Here is a 15,449-nt window from a genome sequence, read left to right on the forward strand (position 1 = left end):
TCGCGGGGCAAGCCCGCTCCCACGGTTTGCTCTCGAGCGTGGGAGCGGGCTTGCCCCGCGATAGGGCCGGGACTGCCTACATCCTAACCAAGGCCAGGTTGCAATTGCGCGTCACGCACCATCCGTTCCAGCGCCGCCAGGTCCGGCACCCGCGCCACTTGCTCGCCCACCTGCACCGCCGCCAGCTCCAACGCCGCCAGCGGCACATCCACGTAATTGAGTTGGCTGTCGAGCTTGCACGAACGCGGAATCCCCTGCAGCAGCAGCGCCAGGTAACGCAGCCCGGTATCGCCCAAGGCATTCAGCACGACGATCCGCGCCCGCTCACCGCACGGGGTATGCCCACCGCAGGCGGCCTCGAAGCCGACCAGCGGCAAGCGCTGCTGGCGCCAGTCGACCCAACCCAGGTGCCAGCCGGGCTCGCCCGGCTCACAGGCGATGGCGCGGTGGCCGATCAGTTCGGCCACCGCCACGTTCGGCAGCACCAGGGCACGGTCGCCCAGGGGCAGCAACAGCCCGGTCAGGCTGCTGCGCTGCCCGGCGATATGGTCAAGCATGGTGCTGGCTCCAGTGGGCGATGCTCTGCAACAGGACCGACTCCTGGTACGGCTTGCCAAGGTACTCGTTGACGCCGATGGCCATGGCCCGCTCACGGTGCTTCTGCCCGGTGCGCGAGGTAATCATGATGATCGGCAGCTGCTTGAGGCGCTCGTCACGGCGGATGCGCGTGGCCACTTCGAAGCCGTCCATGCGCGGCATCTCGATATCCAGCAGCAGCACATCCGGGCGGTGCTCTTCGAGCAGCGCCATGGCATCGACACCGTCCTTGGCGGTCAGCACGCTCATGCCGTGGCGCTCCAGCAGGCGGCTGGTGACCTTGCGCACGGTCACCGAATCATCCACCACCATCACCAGCAATGCGCGGCGCGGTGCAGGCCCGGTCAGCGCGCGCTGGCCGTCGCCGGCACCCGGCAGGCGCGCCAGGCGCCGTTGCTGGCCACGCAACTGACCGAGCAGGTCGAGAATCAACACCACCCGGCCATCGCCCAGCAGCGTCGCCCCCGACAGCCCCGGCACCGCCGCGAACTGTGGCCCGAGGCTCTTGACCACGATCTCGCGGCTGGGCGACAGGCTGTCGACCTGAATGGCGAACGACTGCTCCTGGGAATGGGTAAGCAGCACCGGCAGCGGCACGCTCTGGCCCAGCAGCGCGGGCTGGCCGCCGCCCTGCACCAGCTCGCCGAGATAGCGCAGGGCATAGTCGTGGCCGGCGTAGGTGTAGCGCGGCGGGTCGAGGCGGTAGCAGGCCTCGAGCTCAGCGGCCGGCACCCGCACTATCCCTTCGATGGTATTGAGCGGGATGGCGTACTGCTCGTCGCCCAGGTGCACCATCAGCGCCCGGTTCACCGACACGGTGAACGGCAGGCGGATGAGAAAACGCGCGCCCTTGCCCGGGCTGGACTCGATGCTCATCGAGCCGCCCAGTTGCTTGACCTCTTCATGGACCACGTCCATGCCCAGGCCGCGCCCGGAAATCTGGGTGATCTTTTCGGCCGTGGAGAAGCCGGGGCGCAGAATGAACTGCAGGATCTCGTGGTCGCTCAAGCGTGCCTGGGGGTCGAGCAGGCCGCGCTTGATGGCCTTGTTGCGCACCGCCTCCAGCGGCACCCCGGCGCCGTCATCGCTCATTTCGATGACGATGTCGGCGCCTTCATGCAGCAGGTTGAGGTGGATGGTGCCCAGTTCCGGCTTGCCGACGGCCAGGCGCGCCTCGCGGCCTTCCAGGCCGTGGTCGACAGCGTTGCGCAGCATGTGCTCCAGCGGCGCCACCATGCGCTCCAGCACACTGCGGTCGAGCTCGCCCTCGGCGTTGCCGACCACCAGCTCGACCTGCTTGCCCAGCTCGCTGGCCACCTGCCGCACCACCCGCTGCAAGCGCGGCACCAAGCGTTCGAACGGCACCATCAGGGTGGCGGTCAGGCCTTCCTGCAACTGGCTGTTGACCCGCGCCTGCTGCTGCAGAAGGCTGTGGGTTTCCTGGGAGCGCTGCAGCAGGGTCTCTTTCAGGTCGAGCAGGTCCGACGCCGATTCGAACAGCGCCCGCGACAGCTGCTGCAATTGGGAGTGGCGGTCCATTTCCAGCGGGTCGAAATCGTCGTAGGCATCGCCCTCGAACTGCTGGCGGCTAGAGATGCGCCCCTGGGTTTCGATGTCCAGGCGCAGCAGCTGATCGCGCATGCGCTCCAGCGTGGTTTCCATTTCGTTGAGGGCGAACTGCGCATCGTTGACCTGCTGCTCGATGCGCCCGCGGATCACCGTGTGCTCGCCGGCCAGGTTGCCCAGGTCGTCGAGCAGCTCGGCATCGACCTTGATCATGTCCCCGGCCCGCTCCGGCGCGGCGGCCGGCAGTTCGGCGGGGGCGGCCTCGACCTGCGGCGCGGCGGCGGCGCTGTCGGTCAGGGCGGCGCTGGAGAAGTTGCGGATGTAGTCGATCAGCGCCGTGGCGGCATGCAGCGGCTGGCCCAGGCGCACGGCATCGAGCATGTGCGCCAGGCGGTCGTGGCAGTTCTGCAGCAGGCTGAACAAGGCCGGCGTCGGCGGCAGCCGGCCGGCGGCCAGCAACTCGTAGAGGAATTCCAGTTCGTGGGCCAGGTCGCCAATGGCGGCGATTTCGACCATCCGCGCACCGCCCTTGAGGGTGTGCAGGTCACGCAGCAGGTTCTCCACCTCGACCGTGCTGCGCGGGTCGGCCTGCCAGCGGCCCAGGGCATCGGCGGCGCTCTCGACGATGTCGGAGCTCTCTTCGAGGAAGACTTCCAGCAGCTCCTTGTCGCCTGCGGCCTGGGCCTGCTCTTCGAGCGTGCCGGGCACCTCGGCCGGGGCGGGCGGCTGCGCGGTCTGGCGAAACTCGCGCAGCTCGCCCAGCAGCGTCACTGCCGAGACCGGCGCCTGGCCCTGATGCAAGCTGTGCAGCATGTCGGCCAGCGCCTCATGGCTGCGCCGCAGCAGGTCGAACAGTACCGGGCTGGCCCCCTGGCGACGGTCCACCAGCCCTTCGTAAAGCAGCGCCAGCTCCTGGGCGAGCACCTCCACCGCGCCGATCGCGGCCATCTGCGCCCCGCCCTTGAGGGTCAGGGCGTCATGCTGCAGCGACGTCAGCACCGTGACGTTGCCCGGCTCGCTTTGCCACTGCTGCAGGGCCTGGTTGGCGCTGTCGAGGATGTCCCCGGCTTCCTCCAGGAACAGCTCGACCAAGGCTGGCGCCGGCAGCGGCGTCACCCCTTCGGCGCCGACCACGCCCATCACGGACGGGTCGAGCGCATCGTCCAGCAACCCGCGCAGGGCCGCCAGGCACTCGGGGCGAGCGTTCAGGTCCTGGCCGGCCGCGATCTCGTCGAGCATGTCGAGCAGCACTTCATGGGCCTGGCCGGCCACTTCGAAGAACCTCGGCGTGGCCGCCAGGCTGCCCTCTTCCACCGCGCCATACAGATCAAGCAACCCTTCGCAGATTTCATCCACCTGCCACAGTTCGGCCTGGTGGGCCGCATGGCTGAGGCTGGTCATGGCATCCAGCAAGGGGTCCAGCGCCTGGCGCAGCGCCGGCTGTTGCTGCCAGTGCGCCAACTGCGCCTCGGCGTCGAGCAAGGTGTCCATGCCTGCGGTCAGGAAAGCGGCAATCAGATTCGGATCACGGCGGCTGCGGCGCACCTGATGGGGGTCGCTGTGCAGCTGCGCCAGACGTGCATCGACGGTCTGCCCGACCTGTTCGATCAGCCCCGCGGCGCCGGGGATCGGCGCCAACGGCGTGCTGCCCAGTTGCGCCAACCCCAGGTGGAACAAGGCCCGGGCCGCCTCCAGCAGTTCGATTTCCACCAGCAGCATGGGCTGTTCGTGGCCCTTGTACTCACGCACCAGGCGGTCGAGCGCGGTGGCAAGCTCGGCCACCGGCATCACCCCGGCCATGGCCGCACTGCCCTTGAGCGTGTGCAGCGCACGCTGCAGGCCGTCGCTGACCGGCGTGCCTTCGGCGCTGGCCGTGTGCAGGAAGGCATCGAGCCCGGCCAGATGGCCCTGGGCCTCGTTGCGGAAGATCTCCAGCAGCTGCGGGTCGAGCCCGTCGATGCTGGCGCCGGGCGCCGCGTCGTTGAGCGCCAGCGCATGCAGATGGGCGGCCAGCTGCTCGATCTCGGCGCTGGCCGGCAACTGGCTGGCAGCGAAATCGGCCAGCAGGTCGGGCAGGCGCACGAACACCTGCTGCAGCGCGACCAACCCTTCGGCGCTGAGCGCGATACGCCCCTCCAGCACGCGGTTGAGCAGGTGCTCGGCGCCCCATGCCAGCTCCGCCACGGCCTCGGCATGGACCATGCGCCCACTGCCCTTGAGGGTATGCAAGGCGCGCCGCACTTCGATCAACGCTTCGCGCAGGCTGTTGTCAGCGCGCCAGCGCAGCCAGTGACGTTCGATTTCCGGCAGCAACTCGCCGGCCTCTTCGAGGAATACATCGCGCAGCTCGTCATCGATGCCATCCACGGCCCGGCCGCTGCTGGCCGACGGCTCCAGCGCCTGGCACTGCACACCCAGCGCGGCCAGGCTGGCGCGGGCCATCTCGATGAAGGGTTGCGCATCGGCCAAGGGGTCGGCCACCCGCCACTGCAGGTACGCCTCGGCGGCGCACAACGTGTCGGCCAGGTGCGCCAGCTCTTCGGGCAGTGGCTCGTCCTCCAGGTGCACCAGCCAGCCTTGCACGTAACCGGCAGCGCCCGCGAACACCTCGGCGGCGGCCGGTAGCATCAGCATCGCCAGCGCGCCGCGCACCTGCTGCAACAGCCCAGGCAGGGCTTGCAGGCGTTGGCGCGACCAGCCCGACTCGAGGCAGTCGCCAATCAGGTCCTTGGCCTGTTGCAAGACGTTGAGCGACTCGTGCAGCACCAGCTGGCGGATCTCGGCCAAGTCCGAGCCGGGCAAGCTGCCGGGCTGGCTTTCTTCCAGCGGGCCGACCATGCCGTTGAGCGTCGCTTCCACATACAGCAACGCCCCGGCCACATCCATCAACACCGCTTCATTCACGCTGTCGTCCTGCTCCACCAGGGCCTGCAACGCCAGCACCTGATCGATAATCACCCGCCGCGGCTGCTGGAAGCCCAGCACAGCCAGGGTATCGGCCACGTGGCGCAGCGGTGCGAGCAAGGCTTGCAGCGGCGCGCGGGGCGGCCGCTCGTCACTGACCAGGGGGTCGAGCTGGTCCTTGATGCGCATCAGGTCGTCGCACAGGGCCGACACCACCGAGCGCAGGGCATCGCGCCCGGCGCCGGCCTGCATGTGCTCGCGCCAGTTGCCCAGCGACAGGTCGAGGTTGGCCAGGTCTTCGGCACCGGCCAGGCGCTGGCCGAGCTCACCCAGCAGGCTGCCCTGGGCCAGCGGCTCGGCGCCCCGGCAGGCGCGCAGCTGGTTGAGCAGCGGCATTACCACCAGCGGCAGGTCGTGGCGCGCGCCGCGCAGCCGGTCGAGGTACGGCGGCAGTTGCTCCAGGCCCCGGAACAGCGCGCCCAGGCACTCGCCACGGGGGCTGACCTGGCCCTCGGCCATGGCCCGGCCGAGCAGTTCGAGCTCTTCGGCCAGGCGCGTGGCGCCGGGCAGTTCGAGCAGGCGCAGGCAACCGTGCACCTGATGCAGGTTGTCGACGAAGAAGGTCAGGTTCGACAGGTCGTCCGGCGCCCCGGTGAAATGCTCCAGGGCCTGGCGTGCCTGGCCCAGGCAATCGAGGATGGGCGCCTTGGTCCAGGCCAGGGCGACCGTGTCGTGCCGTTCGCTGTTCACCGCCACCGAGGTCATGGGCGCCTCCATCAGCGGCGCTCGGCCGCAGCCGGCAGGGTGAAGCCCGACACCGAGCGGCGCATTTCACTGGCCATGCGCGCCAGGTGGCGGATGCTGTCGGCGGTGGCGCCGGAACCGGCGGAGGTCTGCGCGGTGATCTGCTGGATCACCGCCATGGTGTGGGAGATCTGCCCGGCGGACGAGGTTTGCAGTTGGGCGGCGTCGGAGATGCTGTGGATAAGTTCGGCCAGGGTCTGCGACACCCCTTCGATCTCGGCCAGCGCCACCCCGGCGTCCTGCGCCAGGCGCGCGCCGCGTACCACTTCGGCGGTGGTCTGCTCCATGGAAATCACCGCCTCGTTGGTGTCGGCCTGGATGGTGCGCACCAATGCCTCGATCTGCCGGGTGGCCGACGACGAACGTTCGGCCAGGCGTTGCACTTCGTCGGCGACCACGGCAAAGCCGCGCCCGGCCTCGCCGGCCAGCGAGGCCTGGATCGCCGCGTTGAGGGCGAGGATGTTGGTCTGGTCGGCAATGTCGTCGATCAGGCTGACGATGTCGCCGATTTCCTGGGACGACTCCCCCAGGCGCTTGATCCGCTTGGCGGTGTCCTGGATCTGCTCACGGATGTTGTCCATGCCATTGATGGTGTTGTGCACCACCTCGTTGCCCTTGTTGGCGATGGCGACCGAACGCTCGGCCACCTTGGCCGACTCGTAGGCGTGGGCCGACACGCGGTCGATCGACTCGACCATGTCGCCCACCGCCTCGGAGGCCTCGCTGATCTGCGCGGCCTGGTGCTCGGAGGCCTTGGCCAGCTGGCGCGCGGTGTTCTGAGTGTCCTGCACGGCGGCGGCGACCTGCTCGGCGCTGTGGTTGATGGTGGCGACCAGGTCGCGCAGCTGGTCGACCGAGTAGTTGATCGAGTCGGCGATGGCGCCGGTGAAGTCTTCGGTGACCGCCACCGTGACGGTGAGGTCGCCGTCGGCCAGCTCTTCGATTTCGTCGAGCAGGCGCATGATCGCCTGCTGGTTACGTTCGTTCTTCTCGGCGGTTTCGCGCAGCTGGCGGTGGGTGGCGCGCACCATCACCAGGCCGATGAGGATGATCGAGGCCAGCGCCAGCAGGCCCAGCACGTAGCCGCCGACGGTGTCGAGGGTGCGCCCGCTGGCCAGGTTCTCGAAGCCGTTGGCCAGGTGCGAGGCCTCGTCGAGCAGGGTTTGCGAGAGGCTGAAGATGTTGCCGGCGGCTTCGCGCACACGGAACAGCTCGGGCGAGGTTTCGAGAATTTCGTCCACCGAGCCGGCAACGAACTGGAACAGCTCGGCAATTTCAGCCAGGCGCGCGCGGGCATCGGCGTCTTCGACCCGGGTCACCTGGATCGCCGGGTTGCCGGCGAGCATGCCTTCGAGCACCTGGCCGAAACGGCTGGCGTCACGGCCGAAGGTGTCGGCGGCCTGCACCGAGCTGTCGTCGCCGGCCAGCACGGTGTTGACCGAGCCCAGAATGCGCTCGGCCAGTAGCAGCTGGCGCTGGGCCACCGCCACCTGGCTGGCCGGGGCGCCGCTTTGCAGCAGGATCTCCACCACCTTTTCGTACTCGACCTGCAACTGCGGCACGGTCTCGGCCAGGGTGGCCGCCACCTGGTGCAGCGACAGCACGGTCTGTTCGCTGGCCAGGATGGTGTCGGTGTTCTTGCGCAGGTTTTCCCAGTCCTGGCGCACCGCGTCCATTTCGTCGCGCACCGTGGCCGGTGCGGCGGGCAGGCCGGTGGCCTTGTCGCCCTCGCGCAGGTAGCTCCAGCGCCGCTCGAAATCGTTGCGCGCATCGCTGAGCAGGCGGAAGGCAAGGGCCTTGCCGGCTGCCGCCTCGGTGGCGTTCTTGGCGATACGCTGGGACAGCACGCGCAGCTCGCCGGCGTGGCCGATGTACTGCTTGTCGTGGTTGGCCTGGGTGTTGAGGTAGGCGAAGTTGGCGAACAGCAGCACGATCGACAGGATCAGCACCACGAACAGCACGGTGATCTGCGCGCTGCTGCGCGGGCGTTGGGCCACGGCTGCAGGGGAAACGGAGGGGCCAGGCTTGTTCACGTCGAAAGTCCTCTACAACGCCACATCGAGAAAGCCCGGTGCCTGGGCCAGGGCGAACGGGCTGAAGATCGCCCAGTTGCGCTCACGGGGGAAATGCCCCTGCACGAAGGGTGCGGCGGCGCGGATCAAAGGCTGCGGCGGCGACAGTTCGAGGCTGCTCAGGGCAAAGTGCTGCAGGCCCACCACCTCGTCCACCAGCAGCCCGGCGAACAGCTCTTCGTGGTCCAGCACCAGCACCCGACGCTGCTTGCCCGCCGCCGCCGGGCCAAGGCCGAAGAACGCGCTCAGGTCCATCACCGGCAACAGCCGCCCGCGCAGGTTGGCCACCCCGCAGACCCAGGGCTGTACCCCCGGCACCCGGCTGTTGCGCGGCTCACGCAACACTTCGGCAATTTCGCCCATGGGCGCGACGAACCATTGCCCGGCAATGCGAAAGCCGATGCCGCTCCACTGCTGCAGGCGGGTGTCCTGGAGCGGCTGGTCGGCCACCAGCAGGCGGCACCGCCGGTCGATGTCCAGCAGCAGCTCGAAGGCGGTCAGTGCCGCGCCCTGAGGGCGAGTGGTCAAGCGCCGAGCACCTCGACCAGCTTGGCGATCAACGCGTCTTCTTCCACGGGCTTGGTCAGGAAGTCGCGGGCACCCTGGCGCGTGGCCCAGATACGATCGGTTTCCTGGTCCTTGGTGGTGACCACGATCACCGGGATGGCGCTGGTCTCCGGGTCCTTGCTCAACTGGCGGGTGGCCTGGAAGCCGTTCATGCCGGGCATGACGATGTCCATCAGCACCGCATCGGGCTTCTCCTGGCGGGCCAGGGCCACGCCGTCGGCACCGTTGTTGGCCTTGAGCACCTGGTGGCCGTGTTTTTCCAGCCACTCGGTCAAGCGGTACATCTCGGTCGGCGAATCGTCGACAATCAGAACTCGGGCCATGCTGTTTCCCCATGAGGAACGTGAGACGCCGCCTTTGGCTGGGGCGGTGTCAAGGTGCGATTGGGTCCTGCGCGGCGAAACCGGGCACATGGGCGCGGATTGCGTCGAGCAGTTCTTCCTTGCTGAAAGGTTTGGTCAGGAACTGGTCGGAACCCACCACCCGGCCGCGGGCCTTGTCGAACAGGCCGTCGCGGGAAGAGAGCAGGATGACCGGAGTGTCCTTGAATTCGCTGTTGTGCTTGATCACTGCGCAGGTCTGGTAGCCGTCCAGGCGCGGCATCAGCACGTCGACGAAAATGATGCGTGGCTTGTGGTCGATGATTTTCGCCAGGGCATCGAAGCCATCGCTGGCGGTGATCACCTCGCAGCCCGCCTCGCCGAGCAACATCTGGGCAGTGCGGCGGATCGTGCGCGAATCGTCGATCACCATCACCTTCAGGGGTTGTTCCATAGTTGCGCTTCTGCCTGGTCGCGAATTCGCCGAAGGGCCGTGCAGGCCACGTGCCAGGCCTTTTTAGCACACTCCGCAGGGCCATTCCATCTGCCCGCCCCCTTGACCGGGCGCGCGCCCGGCGCCACCCTGAGCCACTTTTTCGTGCCATCGCGGCCACCCGCCGCCAAGAGGAATTACCCCATGAGCGTTCGCCTCGGGATTGTCATGGACCCTATCGCGTCCATCTCCTATAAAAAGGACAGCTCGCTGGCCATGCTGCTGGCCGCCCAGGAACGTGGCTGGAGCCTGTTCTACATGGAACAGCGCGACCTGTACCAGGGCGAAGGCAAGGCCCGCGCGCGGATGCGCCCACTGAAGGTGTTCGCCGACCCGGCGCGCTGGTTCGAGCTGGGCGAAGAGCAGGACAGCCTGCTGAGCGAGCTGGACGTGATCCTGATGCGCAAGGACCCGCCGTTCGACATGGAGTTCGTCTACAGCACCTACCTGCTGGAGCAGGCCGAGGCCGACGGCGTGCTGGTGGTCAACCGCCCGCAGAGCCTGCGCGACTGCAACGAGAAGCTGTTCGCCACGCTGTTCCCGCAGTGCACGCCGCCGACCCTGGTCAGCCGCCGCCCGGACATCATCCGTGAGTTCGCCGCCAAGCACGGCGACGTGATCCTCAAGCCGCTGGACGGCATGGGCGGTACCTCGATCTTCCGCCACCGGGTCGGCGACCCCAACCTGTCGGTGATCCTCGAAACCCTGACCGCCCTGGGCGCCCAGCAGATCATGGCCCAGGCCTACCTGCCGGCGATCAAGGACGGCGACAAGCGCATCCTGATGATCGACGGCGAGCCGGTGGACTACTGCCTGGCGCGCATCCCGGCCAGCGGCGAGACCCGCGGCAACCTGGCCGCCGGCGGCCGCGGCGAAGCCCGCCCGCTGAGCGACCGCGATCGCTGGATCGCCGCACAGGTTGGCCCCACCCTGCGCGAGAAGGGCCTGCTGTTCGTCGGCCTGGACGTGATCGGTGAGCACCTCACCGAGATCAACGTCACCAGCCCGACCTGCATCCGCGAAATCGACGCCGCCTTCAACACCAATATCGGCGGCAAGCTGATGGATGCCATTGATCGCAAGCTGCAAGCGCGCTGACCGAGGACAGGTGGCAACACCGCACAGTGGGGTATGATGCCGGTCCTTTTCGACTGAGCTGATGCCCCGCTTTGCGGTTGCTGGATACCCGATGACGCTCCCCGCCGACATCCCTGCCGACTTGCTGCCACCCCGCGTTCGCCCGGTGGACCGGCTCGGCTTTACCCTGTTCCTGGCCGCGCTGGTGCACCTGGCGTTGATCCTGGGGGTCGGTTTCACGGTGATCAAACCCGCTGAAATCCGCCACACCATGGACATCACCCTGGCCACCTTCAAGAGCGAGAAGGCGCCCGAGAAGGCCGACTTCCAGGCCCAGGAAAACCAGCAGGGCAGCGGCACCCTGGACAAGAAAGCGGTCCCCAAGACCACCGAAGTGGCGCCGTTCCAGGACAGCAAGATCAACAAGATCACCCCGCCGCCGGCCGCGAGAGTAGAGTCGCCACCCGCGCCGTCGAAGTCCGCGGTGACCACCCAGGCACCGAAACCGCAGAAAGTCGAGCCCAAGCCGAAGGAAAGCAAGCCACAGCCCAAGGCCCAGGCGAAGGCGCCGGACTTCGACAGCTCGCAGCTGTCCAGCCAGATCGCCAGCCTTGAGGCCGAGCTGTCCAACGAACAGCAGCTGTATGCCAAACGCCCGCGTATCCATCGCCTGAATGCGGCCTCGACCATGCGCGACAAGGGCGCCTGGTACAAGGAAGAGTGGCGCAAGAAGGTCGAGCGCATCGGTAACCTCAACTACCCCGACGAAGCCCGACGCCAGCAGCTGTACGGCAGCCTGCGCTTGATGGTGTCGATCAACCGCGATGGCTCGCTGTATGAAGTGCTGGTGCTGGAATCGTCCGGCCAGCCAGTGCTGGACCAGGCGGCCCAGCGCATCGTGCGCCTGGCCGCGCCGTTCGCGCCGTTTACCGGGGACATGGCGGAGTTCGATCGGTTGGAGATCATCCGCACCTGGCGCTTTGCCCGCGGGGACAAGCTGTCGAGCAACTGACTTCAAGCCTGCAAAGTCCCTGTGGGAGCGGGTTTACCCGCGAACACCGGCGAAGCCGGTGCCATACACCGCGCTGCCTGCTTCGCGGGTAAACCCGCTCCCACAGGGGCCGAGTGAGGCTCAAGCGCACCTTGCCAGCCCCGCCACCTGGCGCCACACTAGCGCTCATGAAAACCTTCGCCCCCAGCTACCTCAAGCACCAGTTCCTGATCGCCATGCCGCACATGGCCGATCCGAACTTCGCGCAAACGCTGACGTACATCGTCGAACACAACGAGAACGGCGCCATGGGGCTGGTGATCAACCGCCCGCAAGAGCTGAACCTGGCCGATATCCTCGAGCAACTGCGCCCCGACGAAACGCCCCCGACCAGCACGCTGCAGGTGCCCATCTACCTGGGCGGCCCGGTGCAGACCGACCGTGGTTTCGTGCTGCACAGCAACGAGTGCAGCTTCCAGGCCACCGTGGCCCTGGAAGGCCTGTCGCTGACCACCTCCCAGGATGTGCTGCTGGCCATCGCCGCCGGCGTGGGCCCGAAAAAGAGCCTGATCACCCTCGGCTATGCCGGTTGGGAAGCCGGCCAACTGGAGGCCGAACTGGCCGACAACGCCTGGCTCAACTGCCCGTTCGACCCCGCGATCCTCTTCGGCATGGACAGCGAACAACGCCTCGGCGCCGCCGCCAAGAGCCTGGGCATCAACCTGAGCCTGCTCACCAGCCAGGCAGGGCACGCCTGATGGCCGAACTGCGCCTGCTGCTGGGCTTCGACTACGGCAGCAAACAGATCGGCGTGGCGGTCGGCCAGGTGATCACCGGTCAGGCCCGCGAGCTCTGCGTACTCAAGGCACAGAACGGCGTGCCGGACTGGAACCAGGTCGAAAAGCTGATCAAGGAATGGAAACCCGACGCCATCGTCGTCGGCCTGCCGCTGAACATGGACGGCACGCCCAGCGAAATGAGCGAGCGCGCCGAGAAATTCGCCCGGCGCCTCAACGGCCGTTTCAACCTGCCGGTGCACACCCACGACGAACGCCTGACCACCTTCGAAGCCAAGGGCGAGCAGATGGCCCGAGGCGGCCGCCAAGGCAGTTACCGCGACAACCCGGTCGACGCCATCGCCGCCGCCCTGCTGCTGCAAGGCTGGCTGGAGGCCAACGTTTAATTCCGCTTTGCCGCCGGAGCTACCCGGCGCCCGCCTTCCGAGGAGCACGCAATGAGCCTACCCAATCCCGCCGACCTGATCCGGCAGATGGCCGTCGACCTTCGCGCCCACCTGGCCCGCCGTGAAATTACCGAACCACGCTTCATCGGCATCCGCACCGGCGGCGTATGGGTGGCCCAGGCCCTGCAGCAAGAGCTGGCCGACGAAAGCCCGCTGGGCACCCTGGATGTGTCGTTCTACCGCGACGACTTCAGCCAGAACGGCCTGCACCCGCAAGTGCGCCCTTCGGAGCTGCCGTTCGAGATCGAAGGCCAGCACCTGGTGCTGGTGGACGACGTGCTGATGAGCGGCCGTACCATCCGCGCCGCCCTCAACGAACTGTTCGACTATGGCCGCCCGGCCAGCGTGACGCTGGTGTGCCTGCTGGACCTGGATGCCGGCGAACTGCCGATCCGCCCCAATGTGCTCGGCGCCACCCTGTCGCTGGCCGCCCATGAACGGGTAAAATTGACCGGACCCGCACCGCTCGCCCTCGAGCGCCAGGACCTCGCTTCCGCTTCCGCCCTTTAAGAGTCCCCCGCGATGACGCCATTCGACGCCAAGCGCCCGCTGCAGCTCAATGACCAGGGCCAGCTGCGCCACTTCCTCTCGCTCGACGGTTTGCCCCGCGAACTGCTCACCGAGATCCTCGACACCGCCGATTCGTTCCTCGAAGTCGGCGCCCGGGCCGTGAAGAAAGTCCCGTTGCTGCGCGGCAAGACCGTGTGCAACGTGTTCTTCGAGAACTCCACCCGTACCCGCACCACCTTCGAACTGGCCGCCCAGCGCCTGTCGGCCGACGTGATCAGCCTGAACGTGTCGACCTCCTCGACCAGCAAGGGCGAGACCCTGTTCGACACCCTGCGCAACCTCGAAGCCATGGCCGCCGACATGTTCGTCGTGCGCCACTCCGACTCCGGCGCCGCCCACTTCATCGCCGAGCATGTGTGCCCGGACGTGGCGGTGATCAACGGCGGTGACGGCCGCCACGCGCACCCCACCCAGGGCATGCTCGACATGCTGACAATCCGTCGGCACAAGGGCAGTTTCGAGAACCTGTCGGTGGCCATCGTCGGCGACATCCTGCACTCGCGCGTAGCCCGCTCGGACATGCTCGCGCTCAAGGCCCTGGGCTGCCCGGACATCCGCGTGATCGGCCCGAAAACCCTGATCCCGATCGGCATCGAGCAGTATGGGGTGAAGGTCTACACCGACATGGCCGAAGGCCTTAAAGACGTCGACGTGGTGATCATGCTGCGCCTGCAGCGTGAGCGCATGGCCGGCGGCCTGCTGCCCAGCGAGGGCGAGTTCTACCGCCTGTTCGGCCTGACCACCGCACGCCTGGCCGGCGCCAAGCCCGACGCCATCGTCATGCACCCCGGCCCGATCAACCGGGGCGTGGAGATCGAGTCGGCGGTGGCCGACGGCAAGCACTCGGTGATCCTCAACCAGGTCACCTACGGCATCGCCGTGCGCATGGCCGTGCTGTCCATGGCCATGAGCGGGCAGAACGCGCAACGTCAAATCGAGCAGGAGAACGCCCAGTGACCCTCAGCATTATCGGCGCTCGGGTAATCGACCCTGCCAGCGGCCTGGACACCATCACCGACCTGCACCTCGAAGGCGGTCGCATTGCCGCCATCGGCGCAGCCCCGGCGGGCTTCAGCGCCAGCCGCACGATCCAGGCCGACGGCCTGGTCGCAGCGCCTGGGCTGGTCGACCTCGGTGTCTCGCTGCGCGAGCCGGGCTACAGCCGCAAGGGCAGCATCGCCAGTGAAACCCGCGCGGCGGTCGCCGGCGGCGTCACCAGCCTGTGCTGCCCGCCGCAGACCAAGCCGGTGCTGGACACCTCGGCGGTGGCCGAACTGATCCTCGACCGCGCCCGCGAAGCGGCCAACAGCAAGGTGTACCCGATCGGCGCCCTGACCAAAGGCCTGGAAGGCGAGCAACTGGCCGAGCTGGTGGCCCTGCGCGACACCGGCTGCGTGGCCTTCGGCAACGGCCTGAAAGAGATCCCCAACAACCGCACCCTGGCCCGAGCGCTGGAATACGCGGCGACCTTCGACCTGACCGTGGTGTTCCACTCCCAGGACCGCGACCTGTCCCAGGGCGGCCTGGCCCACGAAGGGCCGATGGCCAGTTTCCTCGGCCTGCCCGGCATCCCCGAGAGCGCCGAAACCGTGGCCCTGGCCCGCAACCTGCTGCTGGTCGAGCAGAGCGGCGTGCGCGCGCACTTCAGCCAGATCACCAGCGCCCGTGGCGCCCGGCTGATCGCCCAGGCCCAGCAACTGGGGCTGCCGGTCACCGCCGACGTGGCGCTGTACCAGCTGATCCTCACCGACGAAGCGCTGCGCGACTTCTCAAGCCTGTACCACGTGCAGCCGCCGCTGCGCAGCGCCGCCGACCGTGACGGCCTGCGTGAGGCGGTGAAGTCGGGCGTGATCCAGGCGATCTCCAGCCATCACCAGCCCCACGAGCGCGATGCCAAGCTGGCACCGTTCGGTGCCACCGAGCCGGGTATCAGCAGCGTCGAGCTGTTGCTGCCGCTGGCCATGACCCTGGTCGAGGACGGCCTGCTCGACCTGCCGACGCTGATGGCACGCCTGAGCAGCGGCCCGGCGGCGGCCATGCGCCTGCCGGCCGGCGAGTTGAAGGTGGGCGGCGCAGCGGACCTGGTGCTGTTCGATCCGAAAGCCTCGACCGTTGCGGGTGAACGCTGGTTGTCCCGCGGCGAGAACTGCCCGTTCATCGGCCACTGCCTGCCGGGCGCGGTGCGTTATACCTTGGTCGATGGGCACGTCTGCTTTGAGGGCTGAGTAACGACCATCGCGGGGCA

Annotated in this window: 13 protein-coding genes; 7 read left to right on the forward strand and 6 right to left on the reverse strand. The window is 67.8% G+C overall.

Going from position 1 to position 15,449, the window contains the following annotated elements; all coding sequences use genetic code 11:
• Nucleotides 1–83: 83 nt before the first annotated feature.
• From F6X61_RS21145 to pilG, 6 genes are read right to left on the reverse strand one after another with little or no spacing between them, the layout of a single operon-like run.
• On the reverse strand, nucleotides 84–557 hold the full coding sequence (locus F6X61_RS21145; protein ID WP_153788374.1) for a chemotaxis protein CheW: 474 nt from the start codon (nucleotides 555–557) through the stop codon (nucleotides 84–86).
• Complete coding sequence (locus F6X61_RS21150; protein ID WP_153788376.1) at nucleotides 550–5,832, reverse strand: Hpt domain-containing protein; 5,283 nt, start codon at nucleotides 5,830–5,832, stop codon at nucleotides 550–552. Before F6X61_RS21150 ends, F6X61_RS21145 begins: the two co-directional genes overlap by 8 nt.
• Before the next feature lie 11 nt (nucleotides 5,833–5,843).
• Entirely contained in the window at nucleotides 5,844–7,868 is a 2,025-nt protein-coding gene (locus tag F6X61_RS21155) for a methyl-accepting chemotaxis protein (protein ID WP_258705249.1), read from the reverse strand.
• A gap of 48 nt (nucleotides 7,869–7,916) precedes the next feature.
• Nucleotides 7,917–8,471 (reverse strand): chemotaxis protein CheW, encoded by a 555-nt coding sequence (locus tag F6X61_RS21160; RefSeq protein ID WP_153788378.1) that lies wholly within the window; start codon nucleotides 8,469–8,471, stop codon nucleotides 7,917–7,919.
• Nucleotides 8,468–8,833: a twitching motility response regulator PilH gene (gene pilH, locus F6X61_RS21165; protein ID WP_153788380.1), complete on the reverse strand. Its 366-nt coding sequence runs from the start codon at nucleotides 8,831–8,833 to the stop codon at nucleotides 8,468–8,470. Before pilH ends, F6X61_RS21160 begins: the two co-directional genes overlap by 4 nt.
• A 49-nt stretch (nucleotides 8,834–8,882) precedes the next feature.
• Nucleotides 8,883–9,284 carry a twitching motility response regulator PilG gene (gene pilG, locus F6X61_RS21170; RefSeq protein ID WP_153788382.1) on the reverse strand — a complete coding sequence of 134 codons (402 nt, stop codon included), beginning with the start codon at nucleotides 9,282–9,284 and terminating at the stop codon, nucleotides 8,883–8,885.
• A gap of 183 nt (nucleotides 9,285–9,467) precedes the next feature.
• On the opposite strand from pilG, the gene gshB reads away from it, so the two are divergent.
• The 7 genes from gshB (at nucleotide 9,468) to F6X61_RS21205 (ending at nucleotide 15,429) form a co-directional block, all read left to right on the forward strand.
• A complete protein-coding gene (gene gshB, locus F6X61_RS21175; RefSeq protein WP_153788384.1) occupies nucleotides 9,468–10,421 on the forward strand; it encodes a glutathione synthase in 954 nt (317 codons plus the stop codon).
• 91 nt (nucleotides 10,422–10,512) lie between these two features.
• Nucleotides 10,513–11,412 carry an energy transducer TonB gene (locus tag F6X61_RS21180; protein WP_153788386.1) on the forward strand — a complete coding sequence of 300 codons (900 nt, stop codon included), beginning with the start codon at nucleotides 10,513–10,515 and terminating at the stop codon, nucleotides 11,410–11,412.
• 167 nt (nucleotides 11,413–11,579) lie between these two features.
• The gene (locus F6X61_RS21185) at nucleotides 11,580–12,149 is read left to right on the forward strand and encodes a YqgE/AlgH family protein (protein WP_153788387.1); all 570 of its coding nucleotides are present in this window, start codon (nucleotides 11,580–11,582) and stop codon (nucleotides 12,147–12,149) included.
• Nucleotides 12,149–12,574, forward strand: coding sequence for a Holliday junction resolvase RuvX (ruvX, locus tag F6X61_RS21190; protein WP_153788388.1), 426 nt, complete (start codon nucleotides 12,149–12,151; stop codon nucleotides 12,572–12,574). The genes F6X61_RS21185 and ruvX overlap by 1 nt, the downstream gene beginning before the upstream one ends.
• 51 nt (nucleotides 12,575–12,625) lie before the next feature.
• Nucleotides 12,626–13,144 carry a bifunctional pyr operon transcriptional regulator/uracil phosphoribosyltransferase PyrR gene (pyrR, locus tag F6X61_RS21195; protein ID WP_153788389.1) on the forward strand — a complete coding sequence of 173 codons (519 nt, stop codon included), beginning with the start codon at nucleotides 12,626–12,628 and terminating at the stop codon, nucleotides 13,142–13,144.
• A gap of 12 nt (nucleotides 13,145–13,156) precedes the next feature.
• Nucleotides 13,157–14,161 carry an aspartate carbamoyltransferase catalytic subunit gene (locus F6X61_RS21200; RefSeq protein WP_153788390.1) on the forward strand — a complete coding sequence of 335 codons (1,005 nt, stop codon included), beginning with the start codon at nucleotides 13,157–13,159 and terminating at the stop codon, nucleotides 14,159–14,161.
• A complete protein-coding gene (locus F6X61_RS21205) occupies nucleotides 14,158–15,429 on the forward strand; it encodes a dihydroorotase (protein ID WP_153788391.1) in 1,272 nt (423 codons plus the stop codon). The genes F6X61_RS21200 and F6X61_RS21205 overlap by 4 nt, the downstream gene beginning before the upstream one ends.
• The last annotated feature ends 20 nt before the right edge of the window (nucleotides 15,430–15,449 follow it).

The organism is Pseudomonas sp. EMN2 (genome assembly GCF_009650555.1).
GTDB classification, from domain to species: Bacteria; Pseudomonadota; Gammaproteobacteria; order Pseudomonadales; family Pseudomonadaceae; genus Aquipseudomonas; species Aquipseudomonas sichuanensis.

What these genes read in the sequence shown, in the direction of transcription:
- F6X61_RS21145 (WP_153788374.1), bottom strand. Translation starts at nt 557, where the DNA reads ATGCTTGACCATATCGCCGGGCAGCGCAGCAGCCTGACCGGGCTGTTG.
- F6X61_RS21150 (WP_153788376.1), bottom strand. Translation starts at nt 5,832, where the DNA reads ATGACCTCGGTGGCGGTGAACAGCGAACGGCACGACACGGTCGCCCTG.
- pilH (WP_153788380.1), bottom strand. Translation starts at nt 8,833, where the DNA reads ATGGCCCGAGTTCTGATTGTCGACGATTCGCCGACCGAGATGTACCGC.
- pilG (WP_153788382.1), bottom strand. Translation starts at nt 9,284, where the DNA reads ATGGAACAACCCCTGAAGGTGATGGTGATCGACGATTCGCGCACGATC.
- gshB (WP_153788384.1), top strand. Translation starts at nt 9,468, where the DNA reads ATGAGCGTTCGCCTCGGGATTGTCATGGACCCTATCGCGTCCATCTCC.
- F6X61_RS21180 (WP_153788386.1), top strand. Translation starts at nt 10,513, where the DNA reads ATGACGCTCCCCGCCGACATCCCTGCCGACTTGCTGCCACCCCGCGTT.
- F6X61_RS21185 (WP_153788387.1), top strand. Translation starts at nt 11,580, where the DNA reads ATGAAAACCTTCGCCCCCAGCTACCTCAAGCACCAGTTCCTGATCGCC.
- ruvX (WP_153788388.1), top strand. Translation starts at nt 12,149, where the DNA reads ATGGCCGAACTGCGCCTGCTGCTGGGCTTCGACTACGGCAGCAAACAG.
- pyrR (WP_153788389.1), top strand. Translation starts at nt 12,626, where the DNA reads ATGAGCCTACCCAATCCCGCCGACCTGATCCGGCAGATGGCCGTCGAC.
- F6X61_RS21200 (WP_153788390.1), top strand. Translation starts at nt 13,157, where the DNA reads ATGACGCCATTCGACGCCAAGCGCCCGCTGCAGCTCAATGACCAGGGC.